Genomic DNA, 20,664 nt, shown 5'->3' with positions numbered 1-20,664 from the left:
TTTTGAGCAACAGCTTGCCTGAGATTCAAAGGTGGCTACTTTTAGCTGCGCTCATTCTTTAGTCTAAACTACAGTTTGTTAAATTGGTTGAAAATAATGCTTGAACCATAGGTAAAAGCTTCAAAAACAATAGTTAAGTTTAATTAAATTTTGTAGATAGTGGTTTTTATGACTTGCATATTTAGCCCTTCATACCGTAAATCAGCAACGCCAGTTTTTGTTGGGTAGAGTTTCGATTCGCAATGTACTCGAAAAACTGGACAACCCGACCAATAATCTGTCACTCAACTCGAAGACTTATTTCCCTTGCAACACCGTACCGTTCGAGGAGAATTGTAGCCACGATTAATATCATTTACAGTAATTAATAGCGAAACAAAACCTATAAAGGTCAACTAGAAAAAATTATGCCATACAGTCAATTTACTACGATCGCCAAAGCGAAACAAGCTTTCGCTCTCACAGTCCAAGAGGGAGATCGCTTTATACCGCCGCTAAGCCCGATCGCACCTTCAGACATTCTCAGCGGTACTCTCAAAGATAGCCTCCCCATCGTCGCTACATCGGGAAGTGAAAAAGCGCGATCGGAAGGAATCATCTATCCCGTACTGCTGGAAGTGAGGCGGATTCTCGATCGCCAAATTAGCCTTTTTTCCGGCGAAGATTTCACCATCGACGAAGCTGTCGGACTGAATGGAGTGTTTGATTTTCTACTGACGCGATCGTCCGAAATCCTAGAAATTGAAGCCCCCGCCGTTGTAATTGTCGAAGCTAAAAAGACCGACCTCAAAAGCGGATTGGGTCAGTGTATTGCCGAAATGGTTGCCGCTCAACGCTTCAATCAAGCCAAAGAAAAAAACATCCCCATCATCTATGGGAGCGTGAGTAATGGCATTCAATGGCAATTTATCAAACTCGAAAATCAAACTGTGATGATCGACTTATCCGTCTATCCTCTGCCCCCTGTGGAGCAAATCCTCAGCTTTTTCGTTTGGATGATGCAGAATGGTGCGGTTAACTCAGAAACAATTTAACCTTCCAAAGCCGCCAAAAGACACAGCAACAAAGCCTCCGTCCACTCGACTACAGCACCGTAAGTATCGCCCGTGTGGCCGCCCAAACGGTGGTTAAACCAGGCTCCGGCAAAAATGCCGATCGCACTTCCCCCCAAAGCCATCCCCACCGCCAACAGCCACCGATCGCCCTCCAAGACAACTTGCACCACGCTCAAACTCAGCAGCAACAGCACTCCTGGTATAAAATCAAAAGGAGAATAAATAGATTCTTTGTGAAAAGCTCCCTTACCCTCTGCCCGGAGATAGGGATAGCGGGCGATCGCCACCAGTTGGGCCCACCTCCCCCAACCTGCGACACCCATCAAAGCCAGCCACCGATAGTTATTCAAGTCCGAGAGAGCGGCAGTTTTCAGCAGCACGATCGCGATCGCAGCCATTGCCCCAAAGGCTCCTGTAACGCTGTCCCGCATGACTTCCAGCCGACGCACGGGGTCGGGTACAGCCAGCCCGTCCGCCGCGTCCATTGCGCCGTCTAGGTGCAGCCCGCCAGTCACGGCGATGCCCAAGACTACCACCAAGGCCGATCGAGTCAGAGCAGGCATTCCCAACAACTGCAACCCAACATCCCCCAGTCCCAGCATCCCCCCAATCAAAAGCCCGATCGCCGGTGCCAAGCGGGCAATGCCCCGAAACTCCAAAGTCCAAGACACCGGTACCGGCAAACAAGTATAAAAAGCGACTGCGGCTGCTATGGCAGCGCCTTGATTCCGGAAAAAGTCGATCGTAGAGCGAACCCATTTATCATGCACCATAAGATAGAAAATTTTTCATCTGGTATGCAGTTGTCAATCGATTAGCGTGTGCCAGAATTGGACTGTAACACCCTAGTTTTTTGGATCGAGCATTCCTCCTGTCGCCCGCTCTTTTCCCCGGAAAACCTCTGTCGGCAGCGATCCCAAAGCTCCCTATCTAAAATGACTAAACTCAAGATCCGCGTTTCCCTTCCCAAGAATTCTAGCTAACTCCCTGATGTTCAAGACGGGAAAATACTACAACAGAGGCTTTTACTACATGAGTCACGATCAATTGAATAACAGGGTAGTTGCTCCTTGCATCATCGATACAGGGATTGTCGTCAACAAACGCGATATCAAAAGATTGCTGTTTGATTTAGGACGTGTCCGCTACCTTCACATCCAAGATGGCCAGATTTATAGCGAAGGGGAAGGTTATGTGCTCGAAGTCTTCGCCAACCCCCACCGTTCGACCCTGATTGCCAACCATGCGCTTTATTTGAACGTGTATAGTTTTGATTACCTGGAACTGAAACAGTCCCCTGAAGATGGTGCTTATTTTGACCTGATTCAAGATGGACGGCAGTTGCGGTTAATTCCCCTCTCCAATCCTTTGCAAGAGCAATTTGCCCGGAATTTAAATGCTGCCGCTTTGGATGCGGTTGTCGATCAGGTACTCTCAGGCAACTGGGATCTGCAATTGGACGACGATGATTCCCCGTTTTAATCGTCAGTCAGTCGATTTTAGATTTTAGATTTTAGATTTTAGATTTACTTGCAGCATTGAATCTGGGAGTTAGAACTAAGGTCTAAAATTTTTTGCCCTCCACGACGATTGTCGGAAACTTGTATCCGTTTTTGGGCGGGGTCATGAGTTTTTTGTCGCGATGTCATCAACAATAGATTAGATAACACGGACGGCCGAGTAGCGGTTAACGATCGTCGGGGACTAATGACTGAAGACAACGCGAGATTTACTTTTAAATGTCAGGCTAATTGCAGCCATACCCAAGCCCGTGCAGGGGTTTTTACCACTCCCCACGGTGTGGTGGAAACGCCTAAATTTATGCCGGTAGGGACGCTGGCTAATGTCAAAACTTTGACCCCGGCACATCTTGAGGCGGCGGGTTCTCAAATGGTTTTGGCAAATACTTATCACTTGCATTTGCAGCCGGGGGAAGCAATTGTCGCAGGCGCGGGCGGATTGCACAAATTTATGGCTTGGCCGGGCCCGATGCTGACGGATTCGGGTGGCTTTCAGGTGTTTAGCTTGAGCCAAATGCGGAAGATTACTGATGATGGGGTGACTTTTCGCTCTCCCCGCGATGGCCGCATGATTAATTTGACGCCGGAACGATCGATCGAAATTCAGAATGAGTTGGGCGCCGATGTGATTATGGCCTTTGACGAGTGTCCCCCTTACCCCGCTACGCGGGAGGAGGTGGAGGCTGCCACAAATCGCACTTACCGCTGGCTGCAACGCTGCATTCAAGCTCACTCGCGCCCGGATCAAGCTTTGTTTGGAATTGTGCAGGGGGGCGTTTTCCCCGATTTGCGATCGCGCGCGGCGAACCAGTTGGTAGATTTAGATTTACCAGGCTACGCCATCGGCGGGGTTAGTGTGGGGGAATCGGGGGATTTGATCGCAGAAATTGTGAAGGTGACTGCGCCTCTGTTGCCGGCAAATAAACCGCGTTATTTGATGGGGATTGGGACTTATCGGGAAATGGCGCTGGCGGTGGCGAGTGGCGTAGATATGTTTGACTGCGTGATTCCAACTCGGCTGGCCCGCCACGGGACGGCTTTTGTTGGTGGGGAACGCTGGAATTTGAAAAATGCTCGGTTCCGGGAGGATTTTGCGCCGCTGGATGAGTCTTGTCCTTGTTATACCTGCCAAAAATTCAGTCGGGCTTATTTGGCCCATTTGGCGCGGGCTAACGAAGTGCTGGGGTATACTTTGCTGGCGCTTCACAATGTGACGGAGTTGATTCGCTTTACGGGGAGGATGCGGGAGGCGATTTTGGCCGATCGATTTACTGAAGAGTTTGCCTACTGGCTGGCACCGAGAGTCGATCAATCATGATTGCCTTGGGTGAAGATATGCGACAATTATGAAAATTGTGTTGGATAGGTAGGTTGATTCATGGAAGCTGCATTACTCTTAGCAAAACTGCCCGAAGCTTATTCGATTTTTGAGCCTTTGGTTAATGTTTTGCCGGTCATTCCCGTATTTTTCTTGCTGCTGGCTTTTGTTTGGCAGGCGGCTGTCGGATTTAGATAAGTTTGATTTCATCAAAAGCAGGGGCAATTCACAAATTGCCCCTGCTTTTAGCTATTAAGTTTTGTTTCGTTGTTCTTTCTGCCTTCAGCTACCGCCGATCGCACTTTTGAATGCCGGTCTTTCTGTGATCCGCTTGATGTAATCTACAACAGCCGGATAAGCACTGAGGTCTAGTTTTAGCATCATCGGAATGTAGGCCAACATTGATCCGACTGCTGCGTCGGCTACGCCAAATTCATTACCCATTAAAAACGGCTGTTTCTCGAAGATTTCATTTAACGGTTTTAACAACTTGGGAGTTTCGCGATCGCGACTTGCTTCTGTAAATATTCCCGGCCCCAGGGTGGCGTTAGCAAACGTGACCCACTGCACGATTTGAGCTTGCTGCTCCAAAGTGTCTGGCATTTTACCATATTTTTGAGCTAAATACAGCAGAATTGCGCCGGATTCCCAAAGTTTAAAATCTCCGTCGGCGATCGCGGGTACTTTGCCGATCGGGTTAATTTCGAGATACTCTGGCTGCAAGTGTGCCCCTGCTTGCATATCTAGGGTGACGAATTCGTAGGGAACTCCTATTTCTTCTAGATACCACTTGACAATTGAGGCCCTGCTGCGGGCTGCGCCGTAAAGTTTCAGCACGAAAATTTTATCCTTTAACACAATATTGCTGTTATAGCATTTTTTGGGAATTGGGAATTGGAGTCACTAGAGACTTTGATGTCACTGTTCGACTAATGACTACTGACTCATTACTAATTGCCGATAACTAATGGCACCTCTGTCAAGTGCAGAAACAAGATTCTGCTGCCAATAAAAATCAAAATTGCTCCGCCCAATATCTCAATTTTATTTGCAAACAAGTTGCCGCACTTGTGCCCGATCAACACGCCTGCAAAGGCTAAAAAGAAAGTAATAAATCCGATCGCAGTCACCGCAGGAGCAATAGAATCTTTCAGGACAGCAAATCCGAGGCCAACCGCGAGAGCATCGATACTCGTCGCCACCGATAGCGTTATCAAAGTCCCTGTATCTAAGGGATTGAACTTTTTCTCGCATTCTTCGCTTTGCAGCGATTCATAAATCATTCTCCCGCCAATGAAACTCAAAAGCCCAAAAGCGATCCAATGGTCGATCGGTGTTATCAAAAAACTAAAGCTAAGACCTATCAACCATCCTATTACGGGCATTAAAGCTTGAAAACCTCCGAAAAACAAGGCAATTTTTAAAGCTTTATTGACCTTCATGTGTTTGATTGCTAAGCCGCTAGAAACAGCAACCGCAAAAGCATCTGCTGCTAGTCCCAACGAAAGTAATATGGTAGTGGCTGCATCCATTTTTGTAAGGTGTTATATGCTATAAATAAAGTGTTCATCTTGACCGTTTTAGTTTACACTAAATTTTGATAAAAGTGCGTTATTATCATAATCTATTCATTTTTGACTCACATTTATTTCACAATTGGCGAGGGTTGAAAAAATCAGCGCTTAGCTGTATTGTGTAAAAGATTATTTATGAAGTAGCAGAATCGACTATGGCGCCATCTAGACCCTACCAGCCATTGCTGCTGAGATTACTGCATGGGGTTAACGCTGCGATCGCCCTTTTAGCAATTTTGAGCGCATTTCTGGTTTACAACACCTACGATGGGCGGTTTGGCAAAGTCCCCGTGCCTGAGATTGCAGATATTATCGGGATTCACGGCACTTTTGGCAAGATGTTGCTGTTAGGAATAATGCCGACTTTTGCATTGTACAGTTTTCACGCAGGTCAAAAACGCTTGGTGCAGCCCGATTCTTTTGGCAAACTAACGCAGTTGGGAAAACCGATTTGGTGGTACAGTTTGCACCGGATTGTGAATACGTTGATGTTGCTGGCACTGACTTTTTCGCTCGCTTCTGGCAGTATGGTTAAGGAAGAATGGTTGCCGGCTGGGGAATTGACGCAGGTTTGGTATTATTTACACGCTTCGGGTTGGGTGGTATTGGTATTTTGTCTGGCAATGCACTTGTTGATGAGTGCGAAGGTGGGGGGTTTGCCGCTAATTTTGTCGATGTTTGATGCCGCCTATCGCTCGGAAGATTCGCCGGCGGCTTGGTGGAATAAAATTCGCTCTTTGGTCGATCGATCTTAATGTCAAAATGCTTAATTTGAAAATGAACAGAAATATTTTATTAATTGTTGCGGAAGTCTTGGTAATGGGGGGCTGGTTGTTTGCTGTGGTTGCACCTTTATTATTTCCCTAATCCTATCATAGCAATTTGGCTTAACCAATGATCGTTAGCTTTTTAGTGAGGACTTCAGCCCTCTGTTTTATCACGACTCAAGTCCTCACTACCAACCGAAATTCAGCTTTGCGCGCCGCTTGCTAGCAAGATTTGCGACGGGTTTCCCAGGCGGCAAAATGCGAGATCAAACGATCGGCAATTTTACCCTAAACTCAGCACCCCCCCCAGTTTGAGATTTAATTTGAGATTGAACCGGAGATTCAACTGTCAGCCTGCCGCTGTGCAATTCTACAATAATTTTATAGCACACCGACAGATCCAACCCTGTAAAATTTTTAAATGATTTAGTAGGGGAAAACTGCTCAAACATTCTGGGTTGAATTTCCGGCGGAATTATAGAGCCATTGTGGGCGATAGATACAACAATAAACCTGCCTGTATCATCCTCGAAAATATCGGTTTTGATTGTAATAATTTGAGCAGAGTTTTCAATACTTTTAACTGCATCTATAGCATGGCAGATCAGACTCGCGAATACCTGACTCAGTTGAGCGGGATAACACAAAGTTGGCGGCAGGTTGTGGTATTCCTTGACTACTAATATTTTTTGCTCCAGTCTGTGAGCCAGCAACAGCAAAATATTGTCGATGCTCTCATTAACGTTGGCGTGTTCTTTGTTGGCTTCGTCAGGAAGTGAAAATTTCCTCAAAGCCAGGACTATCTGGCGAATGCCATCGGCTCCTATTTTCAAAAAATTGAGGATTTGCGGCAACTCTTGGCTGATAAAATCTAGGTCGCAAGTCTCTATTTTTTTGGCAATTCGTGGCACAGGTTCTGGATATTGTTCTCGATAGAGGTGAATTATATGGAGCAAATCTTTGATATAATCGTTGAGGTGAATCAGGCGGCCGTAAATAAAGTTAATCGGGTTATTAATTTCCTGGGCAACTTCGGCGGCTAGTTGACCCACCATTGTAATTTTTTCGCTTTGTACTAAATGCTCTTCGGTGATTCTGAGTTTGGCTAATACTTCTTCCAAAAGTTTGAGTTCTTCTTGAATTTGCCCGTGGAGTTGGGATTGGGAAATTGCGATCGCCAGCGAGTCGGCAATTGCTTCCAAAACTTCCACCTCGTCGGGAGTTGCAAACCGACGGTTTGCACAGGCGAACAGATATCCCAGCCGATGATTCTGAGTTAGTACGGGTACCGCTGCGTAGTGACTATTTGTGAGTTCGATATGGGCGTGTTCCTCAGACGCTGTGGCATCAGGGGCGGCCGTTTTATGTAGCAGTATCGTTTCGCAGCGGTGAAGCCGTGCAGCTAAATCTCCAGAGGGCCCTCCTGCAACACCAAAGATTCCCAAGCGCGTTGGCAAACCTTCCCGGCAATATTCCCAGCCAAATTCTAAAGTATCTTGTCGGGGGTCGTACCATGCGAAAATTGCTCGATCGAGCTTTAGTAAAGTACCGAGTTCGTCTACTGTAGTTTGGAGGATGCGATCGAGGTGCAAGGAAGCGCGAATGCGGCCGGTCAAGCGGTGGAGAAGGCCTTCTGTGCGACTGCGAATGCAATTTAGGGCAAACAGCTTGAGGGCCACAATTGCTGCGAGAATAGCTGCGGTGGCAAGTACGCCGACGGTTACTGCTAGTATCTTGAAAGGAAAAAGTTCTTTTTCGAGATTGTCGCGGGGAATTACGAGGGCGATAGACCATTCAGCTTGTTCTAAAGGAAGATAGGCAACATAAACTCTGGCGTCGTTGATTTGAGTCAGCACAATGCCCGTTTTTTGATACACCATCTCCCGGGCTACATTTGCCAAATTAGCATCTGCGGACTCTAAAAGACTGGGAGCCGAATTGTCGATATTTCCGATTAATCGAGCGTCGGGATGCACAATCGGCACTCCTTGAGAATTGAGAACAAAAGCGTAAGTTCCGGGGTCATATTCCAGCTTTCTTACTACTTGGGCAATTCGGTCGATGCTAATGACTCCGTTCATTACTCCAATCGGCTTTTGTGCTGTTTTATCAATAGAATTTGCCGAATTTGACCACACCGGAGCCGAAATGGGAACAATCCTTTGTTTTTTGATGGTGCGAGAAATGGTAGGATCGGAAACATAAACTTCCCCAGCCATTGCCTTTTTGAAGTGGGGGCGATCACTCACATTAATCAACGCTTTGCCGACTTTTGTGGTGAAATAAGAACCGTCGCGATCAATTAATGCGAAGTATTGGAATTTTTGTAGTCGATTTACTTCCGATTTTAAATAAGGCGCTGCCACGGACCAATTCATCGAACGAACGGGAGTAGTATTGGCGAGGATTTCGAGCTCAGCCTTTCTCGTGCCCAGCCAGCGATCGATCTTGTTGGCGCGATCCCTAACTTCTAACAAAGCATTTCGCTCGCTTTTGGTGATAATCAAGCGGCGAACGCTTTGATAGCTAATACAACCAGTGATGCTAGCTGCCAGAATTGTTACCCCCAAAATTAAGAGCGCAGTTTGATACCCAAGATGGTATTTGCTCTTTAATTCTGCTGGCAATAGTCGAGTTAATTTCAACCACTTTACTCTCGCAAAGCTTCGCATGGTTTGACCAATTTGTGAGATTGAAATCCTTAGCTCACCTACGATATACTCGCCCGCCTGCCAGTAGTCTTAAACTACCTACTAGCATTCAATAATTGCGGGGATTTTTTAATTTTTTCCCGCCGAGCGGCTCCTATCGTTTCCGGTTGCACTCCTTATGATCTAAAGGACACGGCAGTGCCGTTTCCATACCCAGATTAATTGTAGGGACACGGCACTGCCGTGTCGAAAGCGGTGGGTAATATTAATTCCGAGGCTACCGATTTGATATCACTTTGTTAAACAGGAATAATATCATACCACATTTTTGAGCAATTAAAAAAAATCATCAACTACTTAATTCTTTTTTACAGTCGTTAATAATTGATGTTATTTAGGTGATGTGAGCAGTAGACTTTTTAGGTTGAGATGTTTGGTGTGTGTCTTAATCAATAGTCCAGACTGCTTTTATTTCCTACTCTGAAACCTTAGATATTCCGTTGATAGTTCTATTTCTGAATTGTCTTGAAACCCTTATTATACTGTTGGCAATCAAAAACTGTCCGCAGTATTGCTTAATAACGAAATATTAAAAGTTTTTCGTTCATTATTAAGCTGTTATACATTTAAACTGTGTGTCAAAAATAAATAAAACTGTTGTGGGACGGGCTTCTAGCCTGTCCCCAATTTCCAATTTAAATGCGTAACAGCTTAATGAAGGAAAAACTTGTTAAATTTTTAATTTATATCTCAACAATCAAAAGTATTTTCGGTGCATCCGCTGGCTGAGGCACTGTTAAATTGCCCCAGTTGCGGGATTTGTTTAAAGAACCTTGTGAGTGTGTTCGTGCTGTTTCACATTGTCTTCCGTGCGAATGACGCGCTCGGAGTTGAGCACTCTTTTGCGTTCTAAGGAATAAGTAAAGTCGTTGCGAACTGTTCCCAAGGGAATGTGAAGTTGAGCTTGGGGGCGGATTTTGTAAGTGCGGGCAGCAGCGATCGCCCGAAAGGCAAATTCTTCGCTAAACTGAGCTGAGGTCGGGAATTCTGGCAACATTTTGGGTGTTTCGCCGTCGAGCACTGCTCCCAAAGTCGTCCCGCAAATCATTAAATAAGATGTGGGAATTCCCTTCAAAATTGCTTCCAAAGCTGCTGAGGGAATAGCTTCGATTACTTGCACTTCAAAAACTTCGCCTTCTTCTTTGATGAAGCAGGTAGCTACACCGACTGCTATGTAGTCGTCGGTGCAGAGATCGGGAGCGTTGGGATAAACTGTTGCAGTCGTCATAAGAAAAGCTTGGTAGTGTGGAAACCGGGAACAAGAAATTATATCATTTCCGGTTACACCGGAATGATGTTGACTGTTCACTGTCAACAGTCAACTCGAATTTACTATTCCGATGCTAACGGATTTGATATTAAGCGATTTGAGATTTGAGATTTGAAATTTATTGCACGGTTTTTTTTGGGGATTTTACGTGAAAAATCTCAAACCGCCTGTTCTAATACCTAAAATTTTTGGGTTAAGCTCCAAGGAGCCGATCGCACGAGTGTGTCGATCATACCACATCATGGTAGATGCCGGATGATTCGGCAAGGATTCCCCGCCGCCACGACGTTTGCGGGAATATCTTTGACAACAACACTGCCTGCGCCGATCGTGCTATTGTCGCCAATAGTGACTCCTGGACAAATAATACTGCCGCCGCCAATCCAAACATTATTGCCAATATTAATTTCAGCGGCGAGTTCTTGGCCAGAAAGCCTTATTTCCGGGTCTGTGGGGTGAAGAGCGGTGTAAATTTGTACGTTGGGCCCGCACAGTAAATTTTCGCCAATGTTAACTCGATTGCAGTCGAGAATCACGCAACCAAAATTCATGTACAATCCGTTTCCCGCATAAATATTGCTGCCATAGTCGCAGTAGAAAGGTGGCTCGATTTCAACTTTTGGCCCAACTGCACCGAACCATTCTGCGAGAATTTCTAACCGTTTGTCTGGTTCGTCTTCGCGGGTAGAATTGTAAGTTCTGGCGAGGCGGCGAGCTCGCTGACGATCTAAAATTAGTTGCTCATCAGCAGCTAAATACAATTCACCGGCGAGCATTTTTTGTTTTTCGGTTTTTTCCACAGTTTTTTCCAAGGTAAGAATCGGCGGTTTCAACCGCTACTTCACCAACGAAATTCATCTCTAAGAGACTGAAGAATAATGTAGGGTGCGCTAGGCGCACCTTACCGCTATAATTAGCGCGTCAGCTCATTTTTTGATGTTGTAGCATACATTTAGGGTTCAGGTTTTGACTGCAAACAAACAGCTAAATCCAGATTGGCTAATTGCTCAAAAGCTCGATCGATCGATCCTTTTCCCCGCAAAAAACCAGTATTTGCACCGGGACAAATATACTGTAAAGTTTCTGGCGAAAATCGATCGATAATTGACTTCACGCTGTTAATTTGCCTGGGCCAGTGAAAAGTTTTTGGCGTCCACAGCGGTACTGGGGCGGCTTCTCGGTTGGGGAGCAAGTGCCTACCCGAAAACAGCACTCCACCGCTGCCATTATGATAAAGGCAAGAGGAACCAGGAGAATGGCCAGGAGTCCAAAATGCTTTCATTCGATCGCTCACAACAAATTGTCGCTCAAAAACTGTCACCTTCAAACCCGGCAGTAAATAAGCTTCCTGCTCTTGAATCAGGATCTCGCAGCCCGTGGCTTCCTGAATCTCCCGCGCCTTGGCGATAGCGCCACGGTGGGTGAGAAACAGCAGTCGCACGCCGCCGTGTTCCCGCAAAAATGTTTGGTTAATCTCATCCCAAGCGGGACAATCCACCAGGATGTTAGTTTGGTTTTCTACAATGAAATAGGCTGTTGCACCCAGGGTATCCCGGTTAGGCGGGAAAGCCAGGATATTGTCGAGTACGGGCCTGGGTTGTTTGGAGACTAAACTCTGTTGTTTCAAGGAAGTATTTCAGAAGGGAATGGGATAAATATTATGTTCTTTTTACTATGGTTGTTCGTATTGGGGCTGATATCGTACTACTTGTTGCAGAACGGCACCAGCCGCATCACCAGAACTCCGATATGGCTGTTGTGGCTGGTAATGATGGCGCCCGCGCTGATTTGGAGTGGTTGGATTTTAGTTTACGGTACCAGCAAAACTGTACCGCCGGAGTTGGTAATTATACCTTTTCTGGTTTGTCCTTTTTTGTATTGGTTTTTGGTACAGTTGGGGCGCAAGAAAATTACCGCCGAAACAGCAGAGCAGCTAGCAAACTCTGCGACTGAACCTGTAAAGCCAAAACCCCCCGTGCGCCCGATAGATGCAGCGGAAGAAGCGAGTTTGCGCGATTGTTTTCCTTGGTCCATTTACTTTTTGCGAGATTTGGAATTTCGGCCGCAGGCTGTAATTTGTCGCGGACAGTTGCGAACCAACCCGGAGGCTGCTTATCAAACAATTCGGGAGAATGTGGAGAGGCTTTTTGGCGATCGCTTTTTGGTAGTATTTCAAAACAGCTTGAGCGGTCAACCTTTTTTTGCTATAGTTCCCAATCCCAGCCACCAATCAGGGGAAACTCCGGTCAAAACCGAATCTGTAACTCGGCCATTTTTTGCATTAGCTTTGCTGCTGATCACGGTGTTTACGACTACGCTTGTCGGGGCGCGAATTGCCGGAGTTACTGAACAAGCTTTGCAGTCCAACTCATCAATGTTGCTCCAGGGTTTGTCTTACTCACTGGCTCTAATTACAATTTTAGCCATTCACGAATCCGGCCACTATTTAGCTGCCCGATTCTACAAAATTCGCACGACTTTGCCTTATTTTATCCCGATTCCTTTTTTCTTGGGAACTTTTGGGGCATTCATTCAAATACGGAGTCCAATTCCCAACCGCCGAGCTTTATTTGATGTTAGCATTGCCGGCCCCCTTGCGGGTTTAGTGGTGACAGTGCCATTATTAATTTGGGGTTTGAATCATTCGACTATTGTACCGCTGTCTGACAAGTCGGGAATGTTAAATTTTGACTCTTTCAAACCCAGTGTTTCGCTGCTGATGACTTTGTTGAGCAAGTTAACCTTGGGTGGCGCTTTGAATGCGGAAACTGCGATCGATTTGCATCCGGTAGCGGTGGCGGGTTATTTGGGTTTGATCGTGACGGCGTTTAATTTGATGCCAGTGGGACAACTCGACGGCGGGCACATCGTGCACGCGATGTTCGGCCAGCGAGCGAGTATGGCGATCGGGCAAGTTGCTAGACTTTGTATGCTGCTGCTTTCTTTTTTGGAACAGGGTTTGCTGCTGTGGGCAATTATTTTGTTTTTCACGCCACTAAACGACGAACCGGCGTTGAATGATGTCAGTGAATTGGATAATCGGCGGGATTTTTTGGGGTTGGTGGCGATCGGGCTTTTGTTAATGATTTTGTTGCCGGCGCCCAGGGTACTCCTTGAGTGGTTAAATGTTTAGAAGGAAGAAGGAAGTTCGGCAACGGATTATGTAACGGATGTAACGGATAGAAAAAAAAGAAACAATAAAGAGGGCAGAAGGATTGAGTGATCGGGCGATAGAAAGAAGAGGAAAGAAGGAAGAAAAGAGAGGTTTACCACTTCTGCAAGGGTTGCTATATTAGGACTTACGCGGTGAGAACCCGGTTTCTTCCTAGATATTTCTCTACAAAACCACGATTTCTCCCAGAAACCGGGTTTCTAAGGCGTAAGTCTTGTATACAAACGAGTTTAGCGTCGGTCAATTCGCTTTCTCTCTCCCAGTAATCTAGAGTTTCAGCGACTTATCTGAGAAATATGTCTTACAAATCCTTTACTTTCCAACAATTAAAAGATCGATTTGGATTGGAACCGTCACTCAGTCCTATTTGGAGTGCCAAGGTTGTTCCTGTAGAACCCTCAGAATGGTTTTGGAGAACCCTCGAAATTAGTTCTCACACTGCTGTTACAACTGCCAAAGAACGTTCGGAACGGATTATTTCTCCTCTTATGTTAGAATTTAGAGAAAGGAACAACAGACAATTTTCTATTTTTTCTGGTTGGTCGTTTGATGTAGATGTTGAGCAGGGATTGAATGGGGAATGCGACTTTCTTTTGTCTTCCGTGCCGTTTGATTTTGAAATTAAAGTTCCGGTTTTTGCATTGAGAGAAACGAAAGGCCCAGAAATAGAATCTTGTCTGCCGCAGTGTGCAGCACAAATGGTAGCTGCTCAGCTATTTAACGAACGCGAACACAATTCGATACCTGCAGTATATGGCTGCGTAACTACTGGCGTTGTCTGGCGGTTTCTTAAATTAGATGGAAATAATTTAATTATTGATGCTGATGTTTATTGTCTTGATAATGTTCCTATGATTTTAGGTGTTTTGCAAACAATTGTTAATTCATACAAATAATTTAACGACTCTAATAAAATAGGTAGGTAAAATTATGTTGTTATTACAAAATTAATGATATTTTTTTGCCGGATGCGAGAGCAAAAAAGTTTGACCGCCACTTAAATAATCTAGCTGTACAAATGATCGCAATTACTCCAGAACAAATAGCGCTAATTCCGATCTATCGCGAGAAGTGGCGACAAATTGGACTTTCGATAGAACCACTCGATCGCCCGCAAGCTACAGCGGCCATCAACACCGCCTACAACATCATCGGCTGTCCTGAACCGGAAATTATTTTCTGTGACAGCCCTTACATAGCTTTGCAAGCAATTGAACCGCTAAGGATACGCGATTCTGGTCTGGGAATAGCCAGCGAAATCAGAAACAAAATTCATAATGAATTGTACGATATATTAAGAAGTCAACTCGGCCGGGAACTGGAAAATCAAATTTACAGCCAACTCTATAATCCGCTGTACGCTCAACTGATCAATCAACTCCACCTTCATGTTAAAGACGAAGTTTACGTCAAATTAGCAAGGAAGTTAGGCGGGAGATTTCAGAGATTCCTAATCGATCAGGTTTATCATAATAACAACATAGTTTCCGAACTGTCAGCCTGTCACGGAAGTTGGGTGGATTTTTGTATTGGCGTGTTAAATTTGGAGTACGATCGCTCTTTATACTCAGCCTTTAAATCTTTAGTAGAAAACTGTGGCTGGATTTACCCGTTTGAGAAAAAGTGCTTTGTGTGCGATCGCCCGATCCAACTTCATTTTGATAGCGAATATTTGCTCCACGCTTTATGTCAACCAGCCGTTGAATTTGCTGACAATTTCAGTGTATACTCTTATCGTGGCGTCCGACTGCCGGAAATAATCGGTCAAGTTCCGCCGCAATCTTGGCAAGCTTCATGGCTGTTAACAGAACATAATGCCGAAGTGCGGCGAGTTTTGATTCAGGCGATCGGCTATCCGAGAATTTGTCAAGAATTGCAAGCAACAGAATGGGATAAGTGGGTAGCCACGGGGGGCTACCCCTACCAAGAATATACTTTGTTGAAAATTGAGAATAATATTGACATAGAGCCAATTTATTTGTTAAAGATGACTTGTCCGAGTACGGGACACCTTCATGTTTTGCGAGTGCCGCCAAAAGTGGGTTCGGCTAAAGAAGCGATTAGCTGGGTAAATTGGGGAATAGATCCCGAAGAATTTCAAGTCCAGACTTGAGGGAAACTTTAGAGTTTTGAGTGCGCGAGTTTAGAGTTAAAGAATTACAGCGCCACAAAACCAGCGTTCTGCACAAGTCCAGAACAATTAAAAAATGTAGAATTGCAGCCACCGCTTGATACTATGTACTCTGGCAGCTAAAACCCACAACTTCAAATCGACATGAGCCAGCATTCAGACCGCATTGCCCCTCACGGCGGCACCCTGGTCCACCGCATTGCCACACTAGACCAAAGACAAGAATTTTTCGACAAAGCAGAGTCCCTGCCGCGAGTCCAATTGTCGGATCGATCAATCTCCGACCTGCAAATGATCGCCATCGGCGCCCTGAGTCCCCTCAAAGGGTTCATGAACGAAGCTGATTATCGATCGGTCGTTAAACAAATGCGCCTCTCCAACGGCCTTCCGTGGTCGGTTCCCATCACCCTCTCGGTAACAGAAGAAGTCGCTGCCCCCCTGAAAGCAGGAACTTTAGTGCGCCTCGACTCGCCGGCGGGCAAATTTGTCGGGCTCTTGGAACTTGCAGAAAAATATCACTACAGTAAAGAAGAAGAAGCCCTCAACGTCTACCGCACCGATGACCTCAAACACCCGGGCGTCCAAGTAGTAGACAAATCCGGGCCCGTTAACCTCGCAGGCGACATTTGGCTGCTGGAACGCGAACTAGATGTCCGCTTTCCCCAATACCAAATTGACCCGGCGAAATCGAGAATGCTGTTCACAGAAAAAGGATGGAAAACCATAGTCGGTTTCCAAACCCGAAACCCCATCCACCGGGCACACGAATACATTCAAAAATGCGCCTTAGAAACAGTAGACGGCTTGTTCCTGCACCCGCTAGTCGGGACGACTAAGGATGACGACATCGCCGCTGACGTGCGGATGCGCTGCTACGAAATTCTGCTAGAAAAATATTATCCAAAAGATCGCGTAATTTTGGCAATTAATCCGGCGGCGATGCGCTACGCCGGGCCGCGAGAAGCAATTTTTCATGCTTTAATCCGCAAAAACTACGGCTGCACTCACTTTATCGTGGGGCGCGATCACGCTGGAGTTGGCGATTATTACGGCACTTACGATGCCCAACATATTTTTGATGAATTTGAGCCGGGAGAATTGGGAATTGTGCCGATGAAATTCGAGCACGCTTTCTATTGCAAACTGACGGAACAAATGGCTACAACTAAAACAAGCCCAAGCACTCCCGAACAACGGGTGCATTTGTCGGGAACCAAAGTTCGGGAAATGCTGCGCGCTGGAAAATTGCCGCCGCCGCAGTTTTCCCGGCCGGAAGTCGCTGCAGAATTAGCCAAGGCAATGAATATTTTCAATTACGAGATTTAAATCTTGAACTTGGGTGTCGGCGACATTCTCAAGAGTTTTGAATTTTGAGTTTTGAGTTTTAAATGGGAAATTTTCAACTTAAAGCTCAAAAGTTAAAACTTAAAAACTCCCTTCATACTAAACAGTCACAATCTAATTAATTCCCCTAAAATTATTGAGGGGAATTTAACTTAAAATTCAAAACTTAAAATTCAAAGCTATTTAAAAATGGGACTCAAGCGGCGGGAATTTTTGCAGCAAGCTGGCCGGGTGCTGGCCGCCATCGGCATCAGCGAGGCCCTGTGGCTGCCGTTGGGTGATGGCTACCTCCAAGCCTTAGCGCAGCCGACAGCCAGGAAATTGGCTTTGTTGGTGGGCGTTGACAAATATCCAGACTCGCCCCTGCACGGCTGTGTCACGGATGTGGAATTGCAGCGGGAACTACTGATACATCGGTTTGGGTTTGTGCCGTCGGACATTTTGACTTTGACTGACGCTCAAGCGACGAGGGAGAATATCGAGACGGCTTTTATCACTCACTTGACTCAACAAGCAAAACCCGGTGACGTGGTAGTTTTTCACTTTAGTGGCTGCGGTAGCCGAGTCAGTTTGGGCGAGTCTCCCGGAAAAATCCAAAACAGTTTGGTGCCGGCGGATGATGTTTTGCCGTTGTTAGCAAACCGGGCGGTGAACGATATTTTAGAGGAAACGCTGTTGCTGTTGATGCGATCGCTCGCGACAGAAAATGCGATCGCCATCCTCGACACCAGCTACCACTATCGGGGTTTCCCCACAAACGGCAACTTTCGCATTCGCTCCCGCCCCCGCCCCACCATCGGCGAGCCGGGCCTCGCAGAATTAACGTTTGCCCAAGACCTCCGAACCCGCAAGAATCTTCGTCCTGCGGCCACCTTACTTGCCGCCGGTGCGGATTCCCAACTCGTCGCCGAACAAGAGTGGGGCGGATTTACCGCAGGTTTGTTTACCTACGCCCTCACCCAAATTTTGTGGTGGGCAACTCCCGCTAGCAGCTTCAGTGTCAATTTCAGTCGCGCTGCAGGTAATGTCGAGCAAATCGCGGGGTTATCGCAGCAACCGCAAATTCTCAATCACGATTTAACAGCCGCGCCGGCGGTGAATTTTTCAAATTTAATGTTGAATTCCCCTGCATCTGACGGCGCTGTGACGGCCGTGGAAGACGGAGGCAAAACTGTGCAGTTGTGGCTGGGGGGTTTGTCGCCCTCGGTTTTGGAGTGCTCCGGGGGTTCTGTGTTTGCCGTGGATGACTCCGAGGGCGCGAGGCTTTTGCTGCGGGGACGCACGGGCCTCTCTGCTAAAGCCCAAGTTGTAGACGGGTTCGATCGAACTTTCGGGCAATTAAGAGTCGGCGAAGTGGTGAGGGAAGAAATTCGGGTATTGCCGCGAAACATCGGTTTGACAGTAGCTTTGGACTCTGGTTTGGAACGCATCGAGCGGGTGGACGCCACCAGCGCCTTTGCGACTGTGCCGCAAGTTTCGGCGGTAGGCAGCGAGCAATTGGCTGACTGTCGGTTCGGCAGAGTCCCGGAAACGACTTTAGCCGAAACAGTCTCGCCTCACGAGCCTGCTTTGTCTCAAAGCCGTTACGGTTTGTTTTCTTTGGCTCAAATGCTGATTCCCGATACTGAGGGCGATGGGGGAGAAGCAGTCAAGGTGGCGGTGCAGCGCTTGACTCCGCAGTTGAAAGCGCTGCAGGCGGGGAAGTTGCTGCGGCTGACAGCTAATGAGGGGTCTTCACGCCTCAAGGTGCGAGCAGTGCTGGCAACTACTGCACCCCAAGCGCGGGCCGTGGCGCAGCGAGAGCCGGTGCGGGCAGGCGCTGATTATCGGCTGGAACCGCTGAGCGGGGAAAGTGAGAAATCCGCCAGCGCTCATATACTAAGTTTGACAGAAGGCAGTCGAGTTCGGTACAGACTGTATAACGACAGTGATCGCCCGGTTTACTTTGCGGTGTTTGGCTCGGACAGCGCGGGACGGCTGTCTGTGCTCGGCGCTGAGGGCAAAGACGCTGTGGGGGCAAGGTCGCGGGCGATCGCTCCTGGGGAGAATTTGACTCTGCCGGCGGCTGGGGGGAGCGGGTGGGCGGTATCGGGGTCGATCGGACTTGCGGAAACTCTGATTATATTTAGTGAGAGTCCCTTCGCTCAAACTCTGGCTGCAATAGAAGCCGAAATGCAGCAAACGAGGGATGCCCTGCCAATTCGAGTGTTGTTGAATCCTTTAAATGTGGCGCGGGCGGTGCTCGAAGATTTGCACGCCGCTAGCATTCCGGGGGTGCAGAAAGTGGGGATATCGACGGATGATTTGGCTTTGGATGTGAATGTTTGGGCAACTCTGAGTTTTGTTTATCGGGTAGTTTAATTTGATAATTAGGCATTGGGCATTGGGCATTGGGCATTTGTTATGACAACTAACAACTCATATCAAGTCCGGTGCTATTAAACTGGTAGAGTGGGGGTGTAGTAGATATCAAATCTGGTGGCATCTAAATTATGTAGTGCGATTTAGGGAAAAAACGCTAATGAAAATTGAGGCAAATGATAAAGAAGTTCAAGAAATTTTTTCTATGGGTTATTTCCAAATACCAAGATTTCAAAGACCTTATTCTTGGAGTGAAGAGGAAGTCAACAATTTCTGGGATGATGTTGTTATTGAAGATCACGATCAATATTTTATTGGATCAATGGTTGTTTATAAAACAAAAAAACGAAATTTTGGAATAGTAGATGGTCAACAGAGATTAACAACCATTACATTAATGCTCGCGGCTATACGAAATGCTTTTCGTATACTTGGTGACGAAAACCTCTCCATAGGTGTTCATAATTTTATTGAAAAACCAACTATAGATAATGTAAATGAATTTATCCTTAACTCTGAAACTTCGTTTCCATATTTACAAGCTCATATCCAAAGCTTTGAAGGAGCAAAGGTTAAGTGTAAAGTAGGACATGAAGAGTTGAAACTTAAAAATGCCTTTGAATTAATAAACAAAAAGCTTTCTTCCTTTATTCCAGGATGGAAAGAAAACGATGCCAAAATTGAGTTATTGGAGGAAAGTAGGCTTGCTATAATAGATCGCCTCAAAACCATAAGAAATAAAATTCTATCACTGAAGCTGGTTTTTATTCAGTTAGATAATGAAGATGATGCTTACTTAATTTTTGAAACACTAAATACTAGAGGTAAAGATCTAACTACACCTGATTTAGTGAAGAATCTATTACTCAAAAAAGTTCAGTCTTCCAATAAAACATTAGATAACGCTAAAATTATCTGGAACAACATATTGGACAAGTTTGATGACTATGGCATAGAAAATGCAATGACATCATTTTTACACCACCATTGGCTTTCAAAATATGCAGATACTACTGAACAAAAGTTATTCGGTGAAATAAAAAAACATATTTCTAATTCCGATGCAGCTTTCTCATTGTTAATTGAATTTCAACAAAACGCTGATTACTATGCTTCTATAAGAAGCCCAAATAATTATTCATGGACTCCAGAAGAAAATGAGCTGAAAGAATGTTTGGAAGCATTAAATATATTGAGTGTTAAGCAACAAATGCCAATGGTTCTATCCCTTATTAGAGCGTATAGAGAGCAGAATCTAACACTGAGAGCTTTATTGAAAATTCTCAGGAAGATTGAATCATTTCATTTCATTTTTAATAAAATAACTTCTCAACATTCCTCCGGCTCAATATCCAGTATCTATTATACCATTTTCCTAAATATTTGCTACAGATAACCCATTTAATATGAATGGATATCCAGTCAAAGAGGCAATCACTTC

18 protein-coding genes are annotated in these 20,664 nt (G+C 45.9%); 11 read left to right on the top strand and 7 right to left on the bottom strand.

The genetic code is table 11. The features are described from left to right. Positions 1-407 precede the first annotated feature (407 nt). Entirely contained in the window at positions 408-1,034 is a 627-nt protein-coding gene (locus QUA10_RS26600) for a hypothetical protein (RefSeq protein ID WP_333085517.1), read from the top strand. On the opposite strand, the gene cobS is transcribed toward QUA10_RS26600, so the two are convergent. Then, positions 1,031-1,828, bottom strand: coding sequence for an adenosylcobinamide-GDP ribazoletransferase (gene cobS, locus QUA10_RS26595; protein ID WP_190732248.1), 798 nt, complete (start codon positions 1,826-1,828; stop codon positions 1,031-1,033). The two genes, QUA10_RS26600 and cobS, sit on opposite strands and share 4 nt — an antisense overlap. A 259-nt stretch (positions 1,829-2,087) precedes the next feature. Here cobS and QUA10_RS26590 point away from each other — a divergent pair, with 259 nt between their 5' ends. The 3 genes from QUA10_RS26590 (at position 2,088) to QUA10_RS26580 (ending at position 4,091) form a co-directional block, all read left to right on the top strand. Continuing rightward, a complete protein-coding gene (locus tag QUA10_RS26590) occupies positions 2,088-2,537 on the top strand; it encodes a hypothetical protein (RefSeq protein WP_333085519.1) in 450 nt (149 codons plus the stop codon). Positions 2,538-2,762: 225 nt separating this feature from the next. Then, positions 2,763-3,893 (top strand): tRNA guanosine(34) transglycosylase Tgt, encoded by a 1,131-nt coding sequence (gene tgt / locus QUA10_RS26585; RefSeq protein ID WP_333085520.1) that lies wholly within the window; start codon positions 2,763-2,765, stop codon positions 3,891-3,893. 60 nt (positions 3,894-3,953) lie between these two features. Then, on the top strand, positions 3,954-4,091 hold the full coding sequence (locus QUA10_RS26580) for a photosystem II reaction center protein K (protein ID WP_006634808.1): 138 nt from the start codon (positions 3,954-3,956) through the stop codon (positions 4,089-4,091). Between the two features lie 84 nt (positions 4,092-4,175). Here QUA10_RS26580 and QUA10_RS26575 read toward each other — a convergent pair whose 3' ends face one another. Next, positions 4,176-4,730, bottom strand: a complete 555-nt coding sequence (locus tag QUA10_RS26575; protein ID WP_333085533.1) for a glutathione S-transferase family protein — start codon at positions 4,728-4,730, stop codon at positions 4,176-4,178. A 113-nt stretch (positions 4,731-4,843) separates the two neighbouring features. Further along, entirely contained in the window at positions 4,844-5,425 is a 582-nt protein-coding gene (locus QUA10_RS26570; protein ID WP_333085521.1) for a manganese efflux pump MntP family protein, read from the bottom strand. A 197-nt stretch (positions 5,426-5,622) separates the two neighbouring features. On the opposite strand from QUA10_RS26570, the gene QUA10_RS26565 reads away from it, so the two are divergent. Next, complete coding sequence (locus tag QUA10_RS26565) at positions 5,623-6,222, top strand: cytochrome b/b6 domain-containing protein (RefSeq protein ID WP_333085522.1); 600 nt, start codon at positions 5,623-5,625, stop codon at positions 6,220-6,222. 278 nt (positions 6,223-6,500) lie between these two features. Here QUA10_RS26565 and QUA10_RS26560 read toward each other — a convergent pair whose 3' ends face one another. The 4 genes from QUA10_RS26560 to QUA10_RS26545 form a co-directional block, all read right to left on the bottom strand. After that, positions 6,501-8,879 carry a cache domain-containing protein gene (locus QUA10_RS26560; protein ID WP_333085523.1) on the bottom strand — a complete coding sequence of 793 codons (2,379 nt, stop codon included), beginning with the start codon at positions 8,877-8,879 and terminating at the stop codon, positions 6,501-6,503. An 829-nt stretch (positions 8,880-9,708) separates the two neighbouring features. Next, positions 9,709-10,173 (bottom strand): hypothetical protein, encoded by a 465-nt coding sequence (locus QUA10_RS26555; RefSeq protein WP_333064027.1) that lies wholly within the window; start codon positions 10,171-10,173, stop codon positions 9,709-9,711. A 281-nt stretch (positions 10,174-10,454) separates the two neighbouring features. Next, on the bottom strand, positions 10,455-11,015 hold the full coding sequence (locus QUA10_RS26550; RefSeq protein ID WP_333085524.1) for a sugar O-acetyltransferase: 561 nt from the start codon (positions 11,013-11,015) through the stop codon (positions 10,455-10,457). 152 nt (positions 11,016-11,167) lie between these two features. Beyond that, a complete protein-coding gene (locus QUA10_RS26545; protein WP_333085525.1) occupies positions 11,168-11,842 on the bottom strand; it encodes an MBL fold metallo-hydrolase in 675 nt (224 codons plus the stop codon). Between the two features lie 33 nt (positions 11,843-11,875). Between QUA10_RS26545 and QUA10_RS26540 the strand changes: the two genes are divergently transcribed. The 6 genes from QUA10_RS26540 to QUA10_RS26515 all read left to right on the top strand — a co-directional run bounded on the left by QUA10_RS26540 (position 11,876) and on the right by QUA10_RS26515 (position 20,619). Continuing rightward, positions 11,876-13,348: a site-2 protease family protein gene (locus QUA10_RS26540; protein ID WP_333085526.1), complete on the top strand. Its 1,473-nt coding sequence runs from the start codon at positions 11,876-11,878 to the stop codon at positions 13,346-13,348. 335 nt (positions 13,349-13,683) lie between these two features. Then, a complete protein-coding gene (locus QUA10_RS26535; protein WP_333085527.1) occupies positions 13,684-14,283 on the top strand; it encodes a hypothetical protein in 600 nt (199 codons plus the stop codon). A 122-nt stretch (positions 14,284-14,405) separates the two neighbouring features. Next, positions 14,406-15,500 carry a DUF6745 domain-containing protein gene (locus tag QUA10_RS26530; protein ID WP_333085528.1) on the top strand — a complete coding sequence of 365 codons (1,095 nt, stop codon included), beginning with the start codon at positions 14,406-14,408 and terminating at the stop codon, positions 15,498-15,500. Positions 15,501-15,662: 162 nt separating this feature from the next. After that, positions 15,663-16,844 carry a sulfate adenylyltransferase gene (sat, locus tag QUA10_RS26525; protein ID WP_333085529.1) on the top strand — a complete coding sequence of 394 codons (1,182 nt, stop codon included), beginning with the start codon at positions 15,663-15,665 and terminating at the stop codon, positions 16,842-16,844. A gap of 207 nt (positions 16,845-17,051) precedes the next feature. Next, entirely contained in the window at positions 17,052-19,223 is a 2,172-nt protein-coding gene (locus QUA10_RS26520) for a caspase family protein (RefSeq protein ID WP_333085530.1), read from the top strand. A gap of 160 nt (positions 19,224-19,383) precedes the next feature. Beyond that, positions 19,384-20,619 carry a DUF262 domain-containing protein gene (locus QUA10_RS26515; RefSeq protein WP_333085532.1) on the top strand — a complete coding sequence of 412 codons (1,236 nt, stop codon included), beginning with the start codon at positions 19,384-19,386 and terminating at the stop codon, positions 20,617-20,619. Positions 20,620-20,664: the final 45 nt, after the last annotated feature.

Origin of the sequence: Microcoleus sp. Pol8_D6 (assembly GCF_036700965.1) — a bacterium.
GTDB lineage: Bacteria > Cyanobacteriota > Cyanobacteriia > Cyanobacteriales > Microcoleaceae > Microcoleus.
The sequence above is the reverse complement of the archived record's forward strand: the minus strand, read 5'-3'. Positions and strand labels throughout refer to the sequence as shown.